We start from the raw sequence: 16,341 nt of genomic DNA, 5'->3' as shown, positions 1-16,341 counted from the left end.
GCGGCTTGTTCTCCAATGGGCATTCTGCCCGCCGCAGTTTCCACCGCGACCGGCGCACACGCAACAACTCAAATCGTTCTCGCTACTGCTTATCCAGACCGTAGACGGAATGCAAAGTACGAACCGCAAGTTCCGTATATGGACCGTCGATCAGGATCGAAATCTTGATCTCGGAGGTCGTGATGGCGCGGATGTTGATCGATTTGTCGGCCAGCGCCTTGAAAGCGGTGGCGGCGACGCCGGCATGGCTCCTCATGCCGATGCCGATGACCGAAACCTTCGACATGCCGGCTTCCGACTGCACGACATCGTAGCCGATCGAGGCCTTGAGGCGTTCAAGCACGGCCAGCGCCTTGTCGACATCGCCCGACGGCACGGTGAAGGTCATGTCGGTGAACTTGCCGTCCTCGGAAATGTTCTGGACGATCATGTCGACATTGATGTTGGCCTCGGCCAGCGGCCCGAAGATGCCGGCGGCAACGCCCGGCCGGTCGCCGACCCGGCGCAGCGAAATCTGCGCTTCGTCCTTGGCGTAGGCAATTCCGGTGACGACCTGCTGTTCCACGATCTCTTCCTCGTCGCAAATGAGCGTTCCGGGCGGATTGAGCAAATCCCCCATTCCGGGCGCGTCGGGATCGTCGAAGGACGACCGCACGAAGGTACGCACCCTGTGCACCATGGCAAGCTCGACCGAACGCACCTGCAGAACCTTGGCGCCGAGCGAAGCCATTTCAAGCATTTCCTCGAACGAGATCTTGGCCAGCCGCCGCGCCTTGGGCTCGATGCGCGGATCGGTGGTGTAGACCCCGTCGACATCGGTGTAGATGTCGCAGCGATCGGCCTTGACCGCCGCGGCGATGGCGACAGCACTGGTGTCGGAGCCGCCGCGGCCGAGCGTGGCGATGCGATTGTCCGGGCCGATGCCTTGGAAACCGGCGATCACCGCCACCTGGCCCTCGCCGAAGCGCTTGATCAGGAACGCGCCGTCGATGTCGAGGATGCGCGCCGCGCCATGCGCATTGTCGGTCTTGATCGGGATCTGCCAGCCCTGCCAGGAACGTGCATGCACGCCCATATTCTGCAAGGTGATGGCCAGAAGGCCGGCCGTGACCTGTTCGCCGGAAGCGACGACCGCGTCATATTCGCGTGCATCGTGCATCGGCGAGGCCTCACGCGTCCAGCCGACCAGTTCATTGGTTTTTCCAGCCATCGCCGAAACGACCACCGCCACCTCGTGGCCGGTGTCGACCTCGCGTTTGACGTGACGCGCCACGTTGCGGATGCGGGCGATGTCGGCGACCGAGGTTCCGCCGAATTTCATCACGATGCGCGCCATGGGAGCGAAATGCCTTTGCCTGAAGCCGGACCCGGCCAAAAGCCGGAATCCCGAAAAGCGGAAGGCCGGCTGACGCCGGCCGCTGAATGCGCGGCCTCCTTAGCCAAATGATGAAGGTTTCGCAAGGCTGGCGGCCGATTGCCGGTTCCAGAAGCCGGCATATTGCCTTCCGCCCCGCCGCCGCCTACGAAATGCTGCCTGCGGGGAATTCTTTTGGTTCGGCATAACAGATGATGATTGCTCGTCTTCGACGCGCCATGCGATGGCAATCGCTCCCGCTTGTCGCCGGCTTTGCCGTGCTGGCGCTGATTGTCGGCAGCCGTGCCATGCTGGTCGAGGAACAGCGGGCCAACCGCGCCGCCGCGCGCGAGGCAATCGAATATCAGCAATTGCTTTCGGGACTGCTTTCGCTGGCGCAAGATGCAGAGAGCGGCCAACGCGGCTATCTGCTGACCGGCGAGGAATCCTATCTCGATCCCTATCAGCGCGCTGTCGGCGCCATTCCGGGGCAACTTGCCCGCATCGACAGCTTGACTGCCCCTGACGACCAGCTCGTCCAGCAGATCAGCCATATGAAGGACGCGCTTTCGCAAAAGCAGGCTGAACTGGCCGAGACGATTGCCCTGTACGACCAGGGCAATGCGACGAATGCGCTGGATCTGGTTCGCAGCGGCCAGGGCAAGGCCGTCATGGAGGAAATCCGGACCAGCATGGATACGGTCCGACGCATCAGCGCCGCAGCCGTCGCCGCGCGCGATGCGCATACCGACCAGGTCGAGGCCTGGTTACGCATCGGTTCGGTGGCGGCGCTGCTGGCGATCTTCCTGCTTGCCGGCTACGCGATCAGGGAATCGCGCCGCCGCTTCCGTGAGGTTGCCGTTGCCCAAGATGAGTTGGTGCGCAAGAACGTCGCCCTCGGCAAGGAGATCGAGACACGCGAAAAGGCCGAATCCCAGATCCGCCAGATGCACAAGATGGAGGCTGTCGGCCAGCTTACAGGCGGCATCGCCCACGACTTCAACAACATGCTGGCGGTGATCATCAGCGCCATGAACCTCGCCCAGCGCAAGCTGGCGCGCGGCGAGCACGACATCGCACAATTCGTCGATGCGGCGATCGATGCCGCGACCCGTGCCGCCAATCTGACGGCCCGGCTGCTCGCCTTCTCGCGCCAGCAGCCGCTGGCGCCGCAGATCGTCGACGCCAACCGTCTGCTGACCGGCATGTCCGACCTGATCCGTCGGGCACTCGGCGAAACCATCCGCATCGAAACGGTGCTGGCGGGAGGCTTGTGGAAAACCCATGCCGACCCGAGCCAGATCGAGAACGCCGTTCTCAACCTGGCCGTCAACGCGCGCGACGCCATGGGCGATGATGGCAAGCTGACCATCGAGACCGCCAACAGCCATCTCGATGAGAGCTACGCCGCCGCCCATGCCGAAGTCGCGGCCGGCCAGTATGTGATGATCGCCGTCAGTGACACCGGTTCGGGCATGACCCCCGATGTCATGGCCAAGGCCTTTGAACCCTTCTTCACCACCAAGCCGGTCAACAAGGGCACCGGCCTGGGATTGAGCCAGGTGTTCGGCTTCGTCAAACAGTCGGGCGGCCACGTCAATATCTATTCCGAACCGGGCGAAGGCACGACGATCAAGATCTACTTGCCGCGGTATTTCGGCGCCGAAGAGCCGGCCGTGACCACGGGGCGAGGCGACAACATCGCTACACCGGTCACCGAAACGATCCTTGTCGTCGAGGATGATGCCCGCGTGCGGGTCTCCACGACCGAGGCCATACGCGAACTCGGATACACCGTCATTCATGCAGCGAGTGGCGAGGAAGCGTTGCAGAAACTGGCGGAGAACCCGAACGTCGCCCTTCTGTTCACCGACATCGTCATGCCCGTCATGAACGGCCGCAAGCTGGCGGAAGAGGCCGTTGCCCGCATGCCGCTGCTGAAGGTGATCTTCACCACCGGCTTCACCAGGAACGCCGTGGTCCACAATGGCGTGCTCGACCACGACGTGCATTTCCTCGCCAAGCCCTTCACCATCGAGCAACTGGCGGCGAAACTGCGTGACGTGCTCGGCACGAACTAGGCAGGCTGCCAGCTCGGCCAGTCTGTCAGTCCCTTGGGCAGCATCGAAAATTGTTGCCTTGACATTCGCGGCCTCACGCCCGACTTCCTAGCGCATGACCCCGAAATCGAAGTCGATTTCGGAAAGGATCATGCGCAGAATCTAAAGTGCTACAGCGTCCTTTGCGCGTCAAAGAGGACGCGCGGCGCTGTAGTGTCGAGGAGACCAACCCATGCCAGAGCCCCGACGATCGACGATCGATGCCGGAGAGGTGGAACGCTTTTCCGCCCTTGCCGCCGAATGGTGGAACCCGAACGGCAAGTTCCGTCCCCTGCACAAATTCAATCCGGTCCGGCTGGCCTATATCCGCGACCAGATAGCGACGCGCTTCGGCCGTGACCCACGCGCTGCAAGGCCTTTCGAGGGCCTGCGCATCCTCGACATCGGCTGTGGCGGCGGACTTCTGTGCGAGCCGATGGCGCGGCTTGGCGCCGAAGTTGTAGGCGCGGATGCCTCCGAAACCAACATCGAGGTGGCCAAACTGCACGCTGCCGAGGGCAATGTCAGCGTCGACTATCGCGCCACGACGGCCGAAGACCTTGCCGACGCCGGCGAGAAATTCGACGTCATCCTTAACATGGAAGTGGTCGAGCATGTCGCCGACATCGACCTGTTCGTCGCCAAATGCGGCGAGATGGTGCGGCCCGGCGGCATCATGTTCGTGGCCACCATCAACCGCACGCTGAAGGCGCTGGGCTTAGCCATCATCGGCGCCGAATATGTGCTGCGCTGGCTACCGCGCGGCACCCACCAATTCGGCAAGCTGGTGCGCCCGGAAGAGCTCGAAAAGGCGCTTGGCGGCGCTGGCCTGACCATCATCGACCGCACCGGCGTCACCTACAACCCGCTGGCCGACCGCTGGGCGCGGTCGAAGGACATGGACGTCAACTACATGGTCCTGGCGGAAAAAGGCTCGGTCTGAAGGCTGATCTGGAGATTTGTCGGGCCGTGGACAGTGTGAGAGCCCGACAATTGGCGCTTGAGCTTCCCGAAGCGGCCGAGAAATCGCATTTCGGCAAGGCCGACTTCCGGTACGCAATCGCATCTTCATGTCGCTGCCCGAAAACGATCGCGCCGTCATAAAGCTCGACATCGGCCAGCAAGAGATGACGACTGCAGCCGAACCGCTGGTTTTCAAGCCAGTGCCTGGTGGATGGGGACGAAAGGGCTGGACGTCGATCATTCTTGACGCATGCGATGAAAGACATTTCGCAGCGCAATACGGATGTCATGGCGAAATGTTGCCCCGCCGGCTCTCAGGAAAATCTTTGACGCGAGCCAGGCCTAACGGATCGGCAAGGCGGTTCCGGCTGCAGGAACTCGACCCTTCTGGCTTTGTGCCCTGGTGGTGATGAACACGCCGGCAGTGATGATGAGCGCGCCTGCCCAGGTCAGCAGCTGATAGTGCTCGCCGAGGAAGATGGTTCCGGCAAACAGGCCGACGGCGGCCGCCACATAACCGATCTGGCTGAGATAGACCGGACCGCCAACCGCCTGCAGCCGGAAGAAGAAGGCAAACATCGCCGACGCCGACGCGACCTGCGCGACCACCACCAGCGGCACGCCGCCGAGTGGCACGAAAGCCTCGCCGCCGAACAGGAGAAGAATGCCGGCAAGCAGCATCGCCGCTGACGCCAGATGGCTGCCGACGGCAAGCTCGATCGGGCCTGTGCCGTCCGGCCAGTCGACCGTGCGGTAGATGTTGCCGACGGCAAGGCTGACCGGAATGAGCAACCCCATCGCCACCCAGAACAAATCGGCCGGCTGGCCGGCCTCGCCGCGCGTCACCGCGACCATGACAGCGCCGACGAAGCCGACGGCGATGCCGACAATGCCCAGCATGTTGGGGCGCCGGACACGCAACAGGATCGAGAACACCAGTGTGATGACAGGCGACAGGGTGAACATGATGCCGGTGTAGCCGGCGCCCAGATGCGGGATGGCCGAGAACATCAGGAGGTTGGGGACAGCATAGGACACCGCGGCGGTGACGAAGAAATAGCGCAGTTTGTGCGCGGTGAGCCGGACCCGCTTGCCGCGAGCCAAGAGCACGCACAGCAAGACCCCGCCGGCGCCGAGCGAGATGACGAAGGCCCAGACCATGGCCGGCACGCCGGCAGCCGTGGCGAGCTTGCCGAAGGGCAGCGTCAGGCCGAGCAGGCCGCCGGTGACGACCAGCAGGCCGAGCGCCGAATCCCAGAGAAGTTTCATTGACCGAATCCTGTAGCGCGGCTCTTGGCCGGCATTGCATGTTACGATAAGATAATGGCAAGATTCTTAACGTCAAGATAAATAATGGTGAGACAATTGGACAGGGCAGCAAGAGCGATCGAGCAATGGAAGCGGGAGCGGCCGGATCTGGATGTCTCGCCGATGGCCGTGCTCGGACGGCTGAACGAGGCCGCCTCGCTGATCGCCCGCGAACGGCTCGCGCCGCTGTTTGCCCGTTATGGATTGCAGTCCGGGGAATTCGACGTGCTGGCAACGCTACGCCGCTCGGGCTTACCTTACGCGCTGACGCCAACCGCTCTCTATGAAGCGACGATGGTGACGTCGGGCGCCATGACCAACAGGCTCGACCGGCTGGAGATGTCCGGATTGATCCTGCGCGGGCCGCACCCCAACGATCGGCGCGGCATTGTCGTGCGGCTGACCGAAAAAGGCCTGGCCTTGATCGATGAGGCCGTTACCGCCCATGTGGCCAACGAACACGCGGTGCTTTCGGGCTTGACGCAGGCGGAACGCGAAACGCTCTCTCGGCTGCTTGAGAAATTGATCGGCAGCGTCAGCTAGCCGCTCAATTGCGATCGTCCGGAAACACCGGGATCGGCATGAACTCGACCCCGTCCTCGGCTAGGCTCTTGGCCTCGTCCAGCGTCGCCTCGCCATAGATGCCGCGCGGGTCGCTCTCGCCGAAATGGATCTTTCGCGCTTCCTCGGCGAACTTGTCGCCGACATAGTCGGCATTCTCGCGCACCTTCTCGGCCATAGCCTTCAGCTGCGCCAGAGCCTGCTTCTGCGCCTCCCCCATGGCGAGCGCTATGGTTTCCTGCTTGCGCGCCGTGGAAACAGCCGGCGCCATCAGCGCTTTCTGCACCTTGTGCGAACCGCAGGTCGGGCAATCGACAAAGCCGCGCTTCTTCTGGGTGTCGAAATCGTCGTTGCTGCGGAACCAGCCTTCGAATTCGTGCTCGTGCTCGCAGATCAGGGCAAAACGGATCAAGAGGCTGCACCCCTGAGCCGCGGCGCCTCGCCCAAGCCGGCATTGACGGCGAAATCCCGCGCATTCCTGAGATTGGGGATCTTCTTACGCGCGGCAAGCGACTGCGCCGGGTCGATCTCTGCGATGATCACCGCCGGCTCGTCATGCGCGGCTTCCGCGATGATACGGCCCCACGGATCGACGATCAGCGAATGACCGTAGGTCTCGCGGCCATCCTCATGCAAGCCACCCTGCGCGGCGGCGACGACATAGGCGCCATTCTCGATGGCGCGAGCCCTGAGCAGCACGTGCCAGTGCGCCTCGCCGGTCTGGCGGGTGAAGGCGGCAGGTACGGAAAGCAGGTCGGCGCCGGCCAGTGCCTCGGCGCGGAAGAGTTGCGGAAAGCGCAGATCGTAGCAAACGGCGAAGCCGAGCTTTGCACCCTCGATCTCGGTGACGACGGCCTCGGTGCCCGGCTCATAGGCGGCGGATTCGCGCCAGCTCTCGCCATTGTCGAGATCGACGTCGAACATGTGGATCTTGTCGTATGTCGCGAGCGTGGCGCCGTCCGGCCCGAACAGCAGCGCCCGGTTGGCGAGCTTGCCGTCGGCGCGTAAAATGGCGGTCGAGCCGATATGCAGGAAGATGCCGAGCTCCCTGGCCAGCCTGTGCGCGGTCGCGACGACGATGTCCTTGTCCTGCGACATGAACGATGTGGCGCGAGCTTCCTTGTCGCGAATCAGCGCGCCGGTCATTTCCGGCGTCTGGATGTAGGCGGCACCTTGGCCAGCTGCTTCGCGCACCAGCCGTTCGAGATCGACGGCGTTGCGCTCGGGGCTCTCGCCTGAACGCATCTGGATCGCAGCGGCTTTGAAAACACCCATCGTCATTCCCTCAATTCGTCGCGCCGTCGGCGAGCAGTTTGTCGAGCCGGCCTCCGGCCTCCAGCTCGTGGAGATCGTCACAGCCGCCGACATGCGTATCGCCGATGAAAATCTGCGGAAAGGTCGTGCGGCCATGCGCCCGGGAGATCATCTCCTGGCGCAGTTCCGGCGAGAAGGAGGCATCGTGCTCGGTAAAGGCTATGCCCTTGCGCTCGAGCAGCCGCTTGGCTGCCGTGCAATAGCCGCACATCATGCGGGTGTAGATCGTGACATCGGCCATGACGAATTTCCGCTGTTCGTTGCCGACTTATATAGTCGCGGACTCGTCCGCCCGGAAGTCCCCCGGCAACACACGCGCAAAGGTCAGCACGTCGACGGCGGCCGCACCTCCCCTTTTCAGCGCCTTGGTGGCGGAACGCACCGTGGCGCCGGTGGTGTAGACATCATCGATCAAAAGCACCCTGCGGCCGGCGATCTCGATTTCCGCCTCGGCGGGTACCCGAAAGGCGGCCCGCACATTTTCCTCGCGCTCCCCGCGCTCCAGCCCGACCTGCTGGCGGGTGAGTTTCACGCGCCGCACCGCCGAGGGGGCGAAGGGCAATTCGCTGAGTACCGAGACCGCCCTCGCCAACTCCGCCGATTGGTTGAAGCGCCGCCTGAAAAAGCGCCGCCAGTGCAGCGGCACCGGCACCACCACGTCCGCGTCGGCGATGAGATCGGCACCGGCGCGAACCATCCAGCGCGCCATCCATGGTGCCAGATCCGTGCGATCCTGGTATTTCAGCCCCTGCACCATCTGTCGGGCAACGCCGGAATAGGCGACCGCCGCCCGCGCCCGCTCGAAAGGCGGCGGATCGGCAATCGCCTCGGCCGACAGAAAGCCTTCGCCCATATGGTGGGTGAACGGCGTGCCCATGACCGCGCACCATGGCCGCTCCAGCAGCCTAAGCTTCGGCCAGCAGGCGCCGCACAGCACGCCCGGCTGCGAGACATGCCGGCGGCAACCGGCGCAGACCGGTGGAAACAGGATGCGCGCCGGCAAGCCGACAACCGACCGGGCCAGGTTCATGATCTCGATGGACTTGATCTTGGGCATCGGATCGGCCACGTGGTTGGTCCTGCGCGCCACTATACCAACTATCTCGGAGCGTGGACAAACAAAGGATCTGCCCGTTGCAGCCGATAATGGATACCTCTCTGTGGCTGGCGCACAAGCGGCGCGCCCTTGCCCATCCGGTCGACGGCGCGGACTTCCTGATGCGCCGCACGGCCGAGGACCTTGCCGACCGGCTGGGCGCCGTCGAGCGCAGGTTCGGCAAGGCGGCTGTGCTGTTTTGCCAGACGCCGGCGGCGGCCGAAACGCTCGCCGAAAGCAGCAAGGTCGCCGACATTGTCCGCGTCGAGGCGGACACGGCCTTCCTGAGCGGTGGCGGCGCCGGCTTGATCGCACCGCTCGAAACCGTGCCGTTCGAAGCGGAAAGCCTCGATCTGGCGGTGTCGCTTCTGTCGCTGCAGGCCATGAACGACATCCCCGGCATGCTGATCCAGATCCGCCGTGCGTTGCGGCCGGATGGGCTTTTCCTCGGCGCCTTTGCCGGCGCCGGTACGCTTTTCGAATTGCGCGAAAGCCTGCTTTCGGCCGAGACCGAGCTTTACGGCGGCGCCAGCCCGCGTGTCGCCCCGTTCACCGACGTGCGCGATGCCGGTGCGCTGCTGCAGCGCGCCGGTCTCGCTCTGCCGGTCGCCGACGTCGAGACGGTGACCGTGCGCTATGCCAGCCTGTTTAACCTTATGGCCGATTTGCGGGCCATGGGCGAAACCAATGCGCTCACCGATCGCAGCCGGCGGCCGGGCTCGCGCAAGCTGTTTGCCCGTGCGGCGGAAATCTACGCCGAGCGGTTTTCCGACCCCGACGGGCGCGTGAGGGCAAGCTTCTCGATTGTCTGGATGTCCGGCTGGGCGCCCGACGCATCACAGCAAAAACCGCTGAAGCCAGGGTCGGCCAAGGTCTCGCTGAAAACAATTCTGGAGACGCCCGGCGGGCAATGATCCTGCCCGCAGGCGCGGAAAAGCCGGATCAGGGAGTGGGTGCGAAAGCGTTCGCAAGCTTGCTGTTATTGTCGCTGAACAGCCAGGTGAGCGAGTCGAAGACCCGGCCGATGCCGCCGACGATAGCCAGTGACAGCACGGCGACGATCAGGCTATATTCGACGGCCGTGGCGCCGGTCTCGTCGTTCAGAAAACGCAGCAGCACTGCTTTCATGGCCTTAACCCCTCTGTCCGGGACCTTACAGCCGACCTGTTAAGAAAGGTTAACGGCAAAGGCTTAACAGGCGATGAAGCTGCCGCCTTTCCAAAATCTCTTAACCATGTCAGCAGTCGCCGCTGCTCCTGCCATTGGACCTGATGATGCAGACCGAGCTCGGCTGCGGCTGCAGCACGCTGCGGCGCAGCGTGTAGGTTTCGCGATGGCTGATCGAGCCTGTGGCCGCCATGTCGAGCCCGCCTAAACCATCACGGGCCGAGAGCGAGCGTGTCTGGCTGTCGAGGAAAGGGGTTGCGATCAGCGCCAGCGCCACCGCGGCCGAACCGAACAGCAGCGTGATGCGCAATATGCCCATGCCCGCATCGGCGGCGCGAAAGCCGCGCTCGGGCCGGATCGAGTCCCAATCCCTGTCTAGGCTCATGCTATCGCTCCCCGGCAAATCGACGGCTCGGCCGCGAACGGCCATGCCTCAATTTTTCACGACGAGATAAATCTTCCATTAACGCTGGCTGATACACGCCTCGGCCAGGAACCGACCGAACGCGAGCCTCAGAGAAGATCGATGAGGAACGGGATCAGCGGCGCATCGGCCGGCGGCATCGGATAGTCGCGCATCTGCTTCGGCCGCACCCATTTCAGCGTCTGCCCTTCCCTGGGCTGGGCTATGCCGCGAAAGCGGCGGCAGACGAACAGCGGCATCAGCAGGTGGAAATCGTCGTAGGAATGACTGGCGAAAGTAAGCGGCGCCAGGCACGGGATGTCGGTTTCGATGCCGATTTCCTCATGCAGTTCGCGAATGATGCATTGTTCGGGCGTCTCGCCGGGCTCGACCTTGCCGCCGGGAAATTCCCACAACCCGGCAAGTTGCTTGCCCTGAGGCCGTTGCGCCAAAAGCACCCGGCCGTCGGCATCGACCAGCGCGCAGGCGGCGACCAGCAGCAGGCGTTTGCCGGCGGTCACGACATCATTCATGACCCGGGGGCCGGCGATAGTGGTAGCGATAGACTTCCTCGAAGCCGAGCGAATGGTAGAGCGCCAGCGCCGGCACGTTGTTGGCCTCGACCTGCAGCCAGGCTTCCCGCGCGCCCCGCAGTCGCGCCCATTTGAGCGCCGACAGGATCAGGTTGCGGCCATGGCCCCTGTTGCGTGCCGACTTGTCGGTGGCGACCTCGAACAGGCCGGCGAGATCGCCGTCATGCACGCAGATAAGCGTCGCCAGCGCCTCGGCTCCATCTTCGAGCGCGAACAGCCCGGCTTCGGGCTGGATGGCGCCGATGATCTCCGACAGGCCGGGCCGCAGCGAAACATCCGAACCGCTGACCTTGAGCAACGCGCCGATGAAGCGGCTGATGTCTTTCAGCGGAATCTGGTCCATGGCGGCGTCGAGTTGCGCGTCGGCCAGCGGCAGCCGCATGACCAGCGACTCGTCGAACCGGCTCCAGCCCTCGCGGTCGAGATGGCTGGCGAGATCTGGACCCGACAGCGGCGACATGCGGAACGTCAGCGGCCTTCCATAGGCATCGAAACGGCGGCTGGCCCGGCCGATACGGTCGGCCATGTGCATGATATCGCCGGGATCGAGCGGATTGACCGAGTTCAGCCGCTTGGCAGGATGGCCGGCGGTCAGCCGCACCACCCAGGTGCCGTCATAGTGGACGGCGGCTGCCGGCCAGGCGCGAAAGCCGGCCGCCTCGTAGCGGCGTACGATCGCGAGCATGCTTGCCGGATGCCTGGAGCTCAAAACCGTCAGCTCCGATAATCGCCATTGATGGCGACATATTCCTTGGTGAGATCGCAGGTCCACACCGTCGCCTTGCCGCGGCCGATGCCGATATCGGCGCGGATACGGATGTCGTCGCGCTTCATATAGGCCGACGTCGCCTGCTCGGAATAGCCAGGATCGCGCTCGCCTTCATGCGCCAGCCTGTTGTCGCCGAACCAGATCGACAGCCGGTCGCGATCGGCGGGCTCGCCGGCCTTGCCGACGGCCATGACGACGCGGCCCCAATTGGCATCCTCGCCGGCGACCGCCGTCTTGACCAGCGGCGAATTGGCGATCGACAGCGCGATGCGCTTGGCCGAGCGCGCCGATTTGGCGCCGGTGACGGTGACTTCGACCTGCTTGCGGGCGCCCTCGCCGTCGCGCACCACTTGCAGCGCCAGCGATTTCAACACCTTGCCGAGTGCCCGGCGGAACGCGCCGAGACGGGCATCCTTGGGGTCGGTTATCTCTGGCGCGCCACGCTTGGCAGCCTTGCCGGTGGCGAAGATCAGCAGCGTATCGCTGGTCGAGGTGTCGCTGTCGACGGTGACCGCGTTGAAGGTCTTGGCCGTGCCGCGCGACAACAGGTCCTGCAGAACAGGGGCGGCGATCGGCGCGTCGGTGGCGATGAAGGAGAGCATCGTTGCCATGTCGGGCGCGATCATGCCGGCGCCCTTGGAGATGCCGTTGATGGTGACGTCGGTATCGCCGAGCTTGACGGTCGCGGTCGCCAGTTTCGGATAGGTATCCGTGGTCATGATCGCCTTTGCCGCTTCGGTCCACAGCTCAGGCTTGCCGTTGCTGACCAGTCCCGCGAGCAGATGGCTGAATTTGCTGGTATCGAGCGGCTCGCCGATGACGCCGGTCGAGGCCAGGAAAACCTCCGCTGCCGTGCAGCCGGCCGCCTTCGCGGCCGCCTCGCCGGTCAGCGCGGTCGACTCGCGGCCTCTCTTGCCGGTGAAGGCGTTGGCGTTGCCGGAATTGACGACCAGCACCCGGGCCTTGCCCGCGCCGAGATTCTGCCGGCAGAAGTCGACCGGCGCCGAAGGGCATTTCGATTTCGTGAACACGCCGGCGATCGCGGTGCCTTCATCGAAGACCATGGTCAAAAGATCGGTGCGGTTTTTGTACTTTATCCCTGCCTCGGCGGTGGCGATGCGCACCCCTTCGATTTCCGGCATTTTGGGGTATTTCTTCGGCGCGAGCGGCGAAATCGTCGTGGACATGGAGGCCTCGGGCGGGAAAAATCGCAGGGGAAGGCCGGTTTGCCCGATAGACCGCGCGGGCGCAAGGCGTTTTCGTCGCTCTTGCCCGGGAGCTCGAACCCGCTCGTGGTTAGGCCTGCATTTCAAATCCGATGGCGTCGCCGGGGCCGATGGCGTTATGATCTGCCCCATGGGCAGGCTTGCGATCCTTGCATGGGCATTTCTGGGACTTTTGCTGCTGAGCGCGGATGCGCAGCCGCAACGGCGGGTAGCGCTTGTCATCGGCAACGGCACTTACGCCGAAGCCGGCACGCTGGCCAATCCTGTGAACGACGCCCTCGACATCGCCGACAAGCTGCGCTCGATCGGCTTCGAGGTCATCGAGGGCAATGATCTCGGCAAGCGTGAACTCGAACGCAGCATCGGCGCGTTTTCCGATGCGCTCCAGGGCGCCGGCGTCGGGCTTTTCTATTATGCCGGCCACGGCCTGCAGGTCGACGGGCGCAACTACATCGTGCCGGTCGACGCCAGGCTGGACGTACCGGTCAAGCTGCAGCTCGAGGCCGTGCCGATCGACGAAGTCCTCGACATCATGGAACAGCAGACCAAGGTCAGCCTGGTGTTTCTCGATGCCTGCCGCAACAATCCATTTGCCCGCAGTCTCAGCCGCACCGCCACCACGCGCTCGGCGAAGGCGCTGGCCGGGCTGGCGCAATTCGATTCGACGCGCGGCTCGTTCATCGCCTTCTCGACGGCACCTGGCGCTGTCGCCATGGACGGCAGCGGACGCAACTCGCCCTTCGCCGCCGCCCTGCTGCGCCACATCGCCGAGCCCGGCCAGAGCATCAACGACATGATGATCGCGGTGCGCCGCGACGTGGTTTCGCAAACCCGCGAAACCCAGCGCCCCTGGGAGCAGGGATCGCTGCTCGAACGCTTCGAATTCGTCTCGGACGGACAACCCGCAGAGCCACAAAGGCCGGCCGCGGCGCCGGCGCCTTCGACGGAAGTCGCCGCACTTGAACGCTCTGTCGGCGAAGACAAGGGATCGATCGAGAAATTCCTGCGCCAGGACTATCTGACGCCGGACACCAAGGCGATGAGCGAGACCGTCAAACGGCTCTACGGCCCATCCGCCATCATCTTCGGAACCCGCTACGACGCCGACGCCATCGTCAAAGTGAAGACCGACTGGTTCGCGCAATGGGCCTCCTGGTCGCTTGGCCTGGAGGCCGGCAGCCTGGAGGTCACTCCACAGGGCGAAGATCGCGCCGAGGCAGTCTTTGCGATGCGCTACGACTATCTTCCAAAGGGCAAGTCGGCGGCACGCCTGACCGGCAAGGCGCGCGTCACGCTTGGGCTGGTCAAGGCCGGCGGCGGCTGGCGTATCGAATCCGAGACATCGCAGGCGATGCAGTAGGCGTGATCCCACGGCCAGCCGGGCAATTTAAGCCGGCAGCGTCTCATGACGATAGGAATTTTTTCTTGACTTGGTGAGGGCAGCTATGCTACATTTTTGCCCATGGTGCTGATTTGCGCCAGTGACCCGCCGCCCGGCGGGTTTTTGCCTTTGGAGCTACGCCAACCGACACGCCGGTAGACTTCCAGAGAATAAACTTAACCCCTGCCGCTACCATCCGTTCCTGAAGCTTGAAAACGCGCCGTTTCGTTTGAGCGTCGGGTCGCCTATATTGCCGGCGATAGTGTTGGCGAGGACGACAGAGATGGCCGAGGACGCCGATCCGGCGCGCAGATCAATCGGTGCGCGGCGCAACCCCGACAGCGCCGATGCCATTCTCGAAGCCGCCGAGGCCGTGCTGGTCGAAGCCGGTTATGCCGGTTTCTCGATCGAGGCCGTGGCGCGGCGGGCCCGCGCCGGCAAACCCACGATCTATCGCTGGTGGCCGAGCAAGGCGGCATTGCTGCTTGAGGTTTACCAGCGCCAGAAGCGCGTCGATGTTCCCGATACCGGGCGGCTGGAGGAGGATCTCGTCGGCTTCCTCAAAAACCTGTTCGCCCACTGGCGCGAGACATCGTCGGGAAGCGTGTTCCGGTCGCTGATCGCCGAGGCACAGTCGGACGAGACCGCTGCCGCGGCCCTTGCCGACTACTCACTGGGCCGACGCTCCCACACCGGCCAGATCATCGAACGCGCCAAGGCAAGGGGCGAAATCCCGGCCGAAATCGATTCAGCTGTTGTCGCAGACCTCATCGCCTCCTTCGCCTGGAGACATCTGTTGACCAACCGCCTCGACGAGGACGAAGCGACCATCGGCAAGGCGGTCAACTACGTGATGCGAGGCATAGCGGCGCCCGCCCCCTAAAAATACGGCAATGAAAAAGGGCACGGCAACCCCTGGCTGCCGCGCCCTTTTTCAAGGAGCTATCAGTCTTACTTGGCGCTTTCCAGCGTATCGACCGTCTTCTTCAGGTTCGCGTCGGGGATCTCGATCTTGGCGCCGGCGCGCAGCGACTTGACCAGTGCGAAATACTTGTCGCGGATGACCGCCTGCTTGGCCTGGTCCTTGACGTCGTCGAAGGCCGGCGGCTGCTTGGTGCGCTTGTCCTCGAGCTTGATGACATGCCAGCCGAACTGCGTTTGCACCGGCTGCTCGGTGTATTTGCCGACCTCGAGCGCGGAGGCCGCCTTGTCGAACTCCGGCACCATCTGGCCAGGTCCGAACCAGCCGAGATCGCCGCCGCTGGTCTTGCCCGAGGGATCGCTGGTGTGCTCGTTGGCGAGCTTCTGGAAGTCGGCGCCGCCATCGAGCTGCTTGATGATGGCCTCGGCCTCTTCCTTGGTCTTCACGAGGATGTGACGGGCATGCAGCTCATTGGTGGGCGGCGTGTTGGCGATTTCCTGGTCGTAACGGGCGCGGACCTCGGCGTCGGTGACCTTGTCGACGACGCCCTTCTCGACCATCTCGCCATGCAGCGCGCGCTGCTGCAGGAAAGCCATGCGGCGCTGGAAGTCGGGATCCTTGTCGAGCCCTGTGGTGACCGCCTCGGCGGCCATGAGGCGGATCTCGATGGCAGCCGAAAGGGCGGCGGCACGGCGCTGCTCGGGCGGCAATTGCGCGAACTGCTGCGACAATTCCCCTTCGGCAAGCACCAGATCTGCTTCGGTCAGGGGCTGGCCGTTGACCGTGGCGATAACCTTATTCGGATCGACCGGTGCGGCGGCTGGCGCTGCTGCATCCGCCGGAGCGGGAGCGGTTTGCTGCGCCATCAGCGGCGAGAGCGAAAGGGCCGACAGGCCGACGGCCAAGCCAAGGCTGGCGAGCGACGCGCGGCGGAACAACAGGGACATAGGGTGACTCCGGTGGGGATTGAAAGAGGGGTGGCTTCCAGATCGGCCAGATTGTGGCGGAATTTGGCGCAGCCAGCAGGGCCGGCGCGGCGTTGACATCAGTTGAGCCCCCTCTTATCTGTCCAACGACTTTGCGTCCAGAACCGTTTTCCGGGCGCTTTTTGTGTTTGCCAGTGTTCACTAATGTGTTTGCCAGTGTTCACGTGGAATTGATGGGGCCGGCCGGCGCTCATCTCAA

General features: G+C 64.0%; 18 protein-coding genes. 6 read left to right on the top strand and 12 right to left on the bottom strand.

The window, feature by feature from the left end; all coding sequences use genetic code 11:
* Nucleotides 1–82: 82 nt before the first annotated feature.
* Nucleotides 83–1,336 carry an aspartate kinase gene (locus NKJ04_RS13675; protein WP_352675597.1) on the bottom strand — a complete coding sequence of 418 codons (1,254 nt, stop codon included), beginning with the start codon at nt 1,334–1,336 and terminating at the stop codon, nt 83–85.
* Between the two features lie 257 nt (nt 1,337–1,593).
* On the opposite strand from NKJ04_RS13675, the gene NKJ04_RS13670 reads away from it, so the two are divergent.
* Both NKJ04_RS13670 and ubiG read left to right on the top strand, forming a co-directional pair.
* Nucleotides 1,594–3,435, top strand: a complete 1,842-nt coding sequence (locus tag NKJ04_RS13670; RefSeq protein WP_352675595.1) for a CHASE3 domain-containing protein — start codon at nt 1,594–1,596, stop codon at nt 3,433–3,435.
* Nucleotides 3,436–3,646: 211 nt separating this feature from the next.
* Nucleotides 3,647–4,396: a bifunctional 2-polyprenyl-6-hydroxyphenol methylase/3-demethylubiquinol 3-O-methyltransferase UbiG gene (gene ubiG / locus NKJ04_RS13665; protein WP_023811162.1), complete on the top strand. Its 750-nt coding sequence runs from the start codon at nt 3,647–3,649 to the stop codon at nt 4,394–4,396.
* Between the two features lie 362 nt (nt 4,397–4,758).
* Here the strand turns inward: ubiG and NKJ04_RS13660 are convergent, their stop codons facing one another.
* The gene (locus NKJ04_RS13660; protein ID WP_352554394.1) at nt 4,759–5,685 is read right to left on the bottom strand and encodes a DMT family transporter; all 927 of its coding nucleotides are present in this window, start codon (nt 5,683–5,685) and stop codon (nt 4,759–4,761) included.
* A 96-nt stretch (nt 5,686–5,781) separates the two neighbouring features.
* Between NKJ04_RS13660 and NKJ04_RS13655 the strand changes: the two genes are divergently transcribed.
* Nucleotides 5,782–6,267 (top strand): MarR family winged helix-turn-helix transcriptional regulator, encoded by a 486-nt coding sequence (locus NKJ04_RS13655; protein ID WP_352554457.1) that lies wholly within the window; start codon nt 5,782–5,784, stop codon nt 6,265–6,267.
* A 4-nt stretch (nt 6,268–6,271) separates the two neighbouring features.
* Here NKJ04_RS13655 and NKJ04_RS13650 read toward each other — a convergent pair whose 3' ends face one another.
* Genes NKJ04_RS13650 through NKJ04_RS13635 form a run of 4 tightly spaced genes read right to left on the bottom strand, consistent with a single transcriptional unit; the run spans nt 6,272 to nt 8,668 of the window.
* Nucleotides 6,272–6,697 (bottom strand): DUF1178 family protein, encoded by a 426-nt coding sequence (locus NKJ04_RS13650; RefSeq protein ID WP_023811158.1) that lies wholly within the window; start codon nt 6,695–6,697, stop codon nt 6,272–6,274.
* On the bottom strand, nt 6,694–7,560 hold the full coding sequence (locus tag NKJ04_RS13645; RefSeq protein WP_352554395.1) for a carbon-nitrogen hydrolase family protein: 867 nt from the start codon (nt 7,558–7,560) through the stop codon (nt 6,694–6,696). The genes NKJ04_RS13650 and NKJ04_RS13645 overlap by 4 nt, the downstream gene beginning before the upstream one ends.
* A gap of 10 nt (nt 7,561–7,570) precedes the next feature.
* On the bottom strand, nt 7,571–7,840 hold the full coding sequence (gene grxC / locus NKJ04_RS13640; RefSeq protein WP_352675590.1) for a glutaredoxin 3: 270 nt from the start codon (nt 7,838–7,840) through the stop codon (nt 7,571–7,573).
* 27 nt (nt 7,841–7,867) lie between these two features.
* Entirely contained in the window at nt 7,868–8,668 is an 801-nt protein-coding gene (locus NKJ04_RS13635) for a ComF family protein (RefSeq protein ID WP_352675588.1), read from the bottom strand.
* A 65-nt stretch (nt 8,669–8,733) separates the two neighbouring features.
* Here NKJ04_RS13635 and NKJ04_RS13630 point away from each other — a divergent pair, with 65 nt between their 5' ends.
* A complete protein-coding gene (locus tag NKJ04_RS13630; protein WP_352675585.1) occupies nt 8,734–9,609 on the top strand; it encodes a methyltransferase domain-containing protein in 876 nt (291 codons plus the stop codon).
* 28 nt (nt 9,610–9,637) lie between these two features.
* On the opposite strand, the gene NKJ04_RS13625 is transcribed toward NKJ04_RS13630, so the two are convergent.
* From NKJ04_RS13625 to argJ, 5 genes are all read right to left on the bottom strand, one after another.
* Nucleotides 9,638–9,823: a Flp family type IVb pilin gene (locus tag NKJ04_RS13625; RefSeq protein WP_128304558.1), complete on the bottom strand. Its 186-nt coding sequence runs from the start codon at nt 9,821–9,823 to the stop codon at nt 9,638–9,640.
* 109 nt (nt 9,824–9,932) lie between these two features.
* Nucleotides 9,933–10,247, bottom strand: a complete 315-nt coding sequence (locus tag NKJ04_RS13620; protein WP_352675583.1) for a hypothetical protein — start codon at nt 10,245–10,247, stop codon at nt 9,933–9,935.
* 128 nt (nt 10,248–10,375) lie between these two features.
* Nucleotides 10,376–10,798, bottom strand: a complete 423-nt coding sequence (locus NKJ04_RS13615) for a (deoxy)nucleoside triphosphate pyrophosphohydrolase (protein WP_023811151.1) — start codon at nt 10,796–10,798, stop codon at nt 10,376–10,378.
* Entirely contained in the window at nt 10,791–11,543 is a 753-nt protein-coding gene (locus NKJ04_RS13610; RefSeq protein WP_352675580.1) for a GNAT family N-acetyltransferase, read from the bottom strand. Before NKJ04_RS13610 ends, NKJ04_RS13615 begins: the two co-directional genes overlap by 8 nt.
* A 29-nt stretch (nt 11,544–11,572) precedes the next feature.
* The gene (gene argJ, locus NKJ04_RS13605) at nt 11,573–12,814 is read right to left on the bottom strand and encodes a bifunctional glutamate N-acetyltransferase/amino-acid acetyltransferase ArgJ (protein ID WP_352613265.1); all 1,242 of its coding nucleotides are present in this window, start codon (nt 12,812–12,814) and stop codon (nt 11,573–11,575) included.
* A 169-nt stretch (nt 12,815–12,983) separates the two neighbouring features.
* Between argJ and NKJ04_RS13600 the strand changes: the two genes are divergently transcribed.
* Nucleotides 12,984–14,213: a caspase family protein gene (locus NKJ04_RS13600; protein ID WP_352675578.1), complete on the top strand. Its 1,230-nt coding sequence runs from the start codon at nt 12,984–12,986 to the stop codon at nt 14,211–14,213.
* A gap of 304 nt (nt 14,214–14,517) precedes the next feature.
* Nucleotides 14,518–15,117, top strand: a complete 600-nt coding sequence (locus NKJ04_RS13595; RefSeq protein WP_352675575.1) for a TetR/AcrR family transcriptional regulator — start codon at nt 14,518–14,520, stop codon at nt 15,115–15,117.
* A 68-nt stretch (nt 15,118–15,185) separates the two neighbouring features.
* Here the strand turns inward: NKJ04_RS13595 and NKJ04_RS13590 are convergent, their stop codons facing one another.
* A complete protein-coding gene (locus NKJ04_RS13590; RefSeq protein ID WP_352675572.1) occupies nt 15,186–16,103 on the bottom strand; it encodes a peptidylprolyl isomerase in 918 nt (305 codons plus the stop codon).
* Nucleotides 16,104–16,341: the final 238 nt, after the last annotated feature.

The sequence above is a fragment of the Mesorhizobium sp. M0618 genome (assembly GCF_040320765.1).
Classification (GTDB): domain Bacteria; phylum Pseudomonadota; class Alphaproteobacteria; order Rhizobiales; family Rhizobiaceae; genus Mesorhizobium.
This window is presented reverse-complemented; position numbering and strand designations above follow the sequence as displayed.

Excerpts from the sequence above, each read along its gene's own strand:
- NKJ04_RS13625 (WP_128304558.1), bottom strand. The coding sequence starts at position 9,823 with ATGAAAGCAGTGCTGCTGCGTTTTCTGAACGACGAGACCGGCGCCACG.
- NKJ04_RS13610 (WP_352675580.1), bottom strand. The coding sequence starts at position 11,543 with ATGCTCGCGATCGTACGCCGCTACGAGGCGGCCGGCTTTCGCGCCTGG.
- NKJ04_RS13670 (WP_352675595.1), top strand. The coding sequence starts at position 1,594 with ATGCGATGGCAATCGCTCCCGCTTGTCGCCGGCTTTGCCGTGCTGGCG.
- NKJ04_RS13590 (WP_352675572.1), bottom strand. The coding sequence starts at position 16,103 with ATGTCCCTGTTGTTCCGCCGCGCGTCGCTCGCCAGCCTTGGCTTGGCC.
- grxC (WP_352675590.1), bottom strand. The coding sequence starts at position 7,840 with ATGGCCGATGTCACGATCTACACCCGCATGATGTGCGGCTATTGCACG.
- argJ (WP_352613265.1), bottom strand. The coding sequence starts at position 12,814 with ATGTCCACGACGATTTCGCCGCTCGCGCCGAAGAAATACCCCAAAATG.
- NKJ04_RS13675 (WP_352675597.1), bottom strand. The coding sequence starts at position 1,336 with ATGGCGCGCATCGTGATGAAATTCGGCGGAACCTCGGTCGCCGACATC.
- NKJ04_RS13660 (WP_352554394.1), bottom strand. The coding sequence starts at position 5,685 with ATGAAACTTCTCTGGGATTCGGCGCTCGGCCTGCTGGTCGTCACCGGC.
- NKJ04_RS13615 (WP_023811151.1), bottom strand. The coding sequence starts at position 10,798 with ATGAATGATGTCGTGACCGCCGGCAAACGCCTGCTGCTGGTCGCCGCC.
- NKJ04_RS13645 (WP_352554395.1), bottom strand. The coding sequence starts at position 7,560 with ATGGGTGTTTTCAAAGCCGCTGCGATCCAGATGCGTTCAGGCGAGAGC.
- NKJ04_RS13620 (WP_352675583.1), bottom strand. The coding sequence starts at position 10,247 with ATGAGCCTAGACAGGGATTGGGACTCGATCCGGCCCGAGCGCGGCTTT.
- NKJ04_RS13595 (WP_352675575.1), top strand. The coding sequence starts at position 14,518 with ATGGCCGAGGACGCCGATCCGGCGCGCAGATCAATCGGTGCGCGGCGC.
- NKJ04_RS13600 (WP_352675578.1), top strand. The coding sequence starts at position 12,984 with ATGGGCAGGCTTGCGATCCTTGCATGGGCATTTCTGGGACTTTTGCTG.
- ubiG (WP_023811162.1), top strand. The coding sequence starts at position 3,647 with ATGCCAGAGCCCCGACGATCGACGATCGATGCCGGAGAGGTGGAACGC.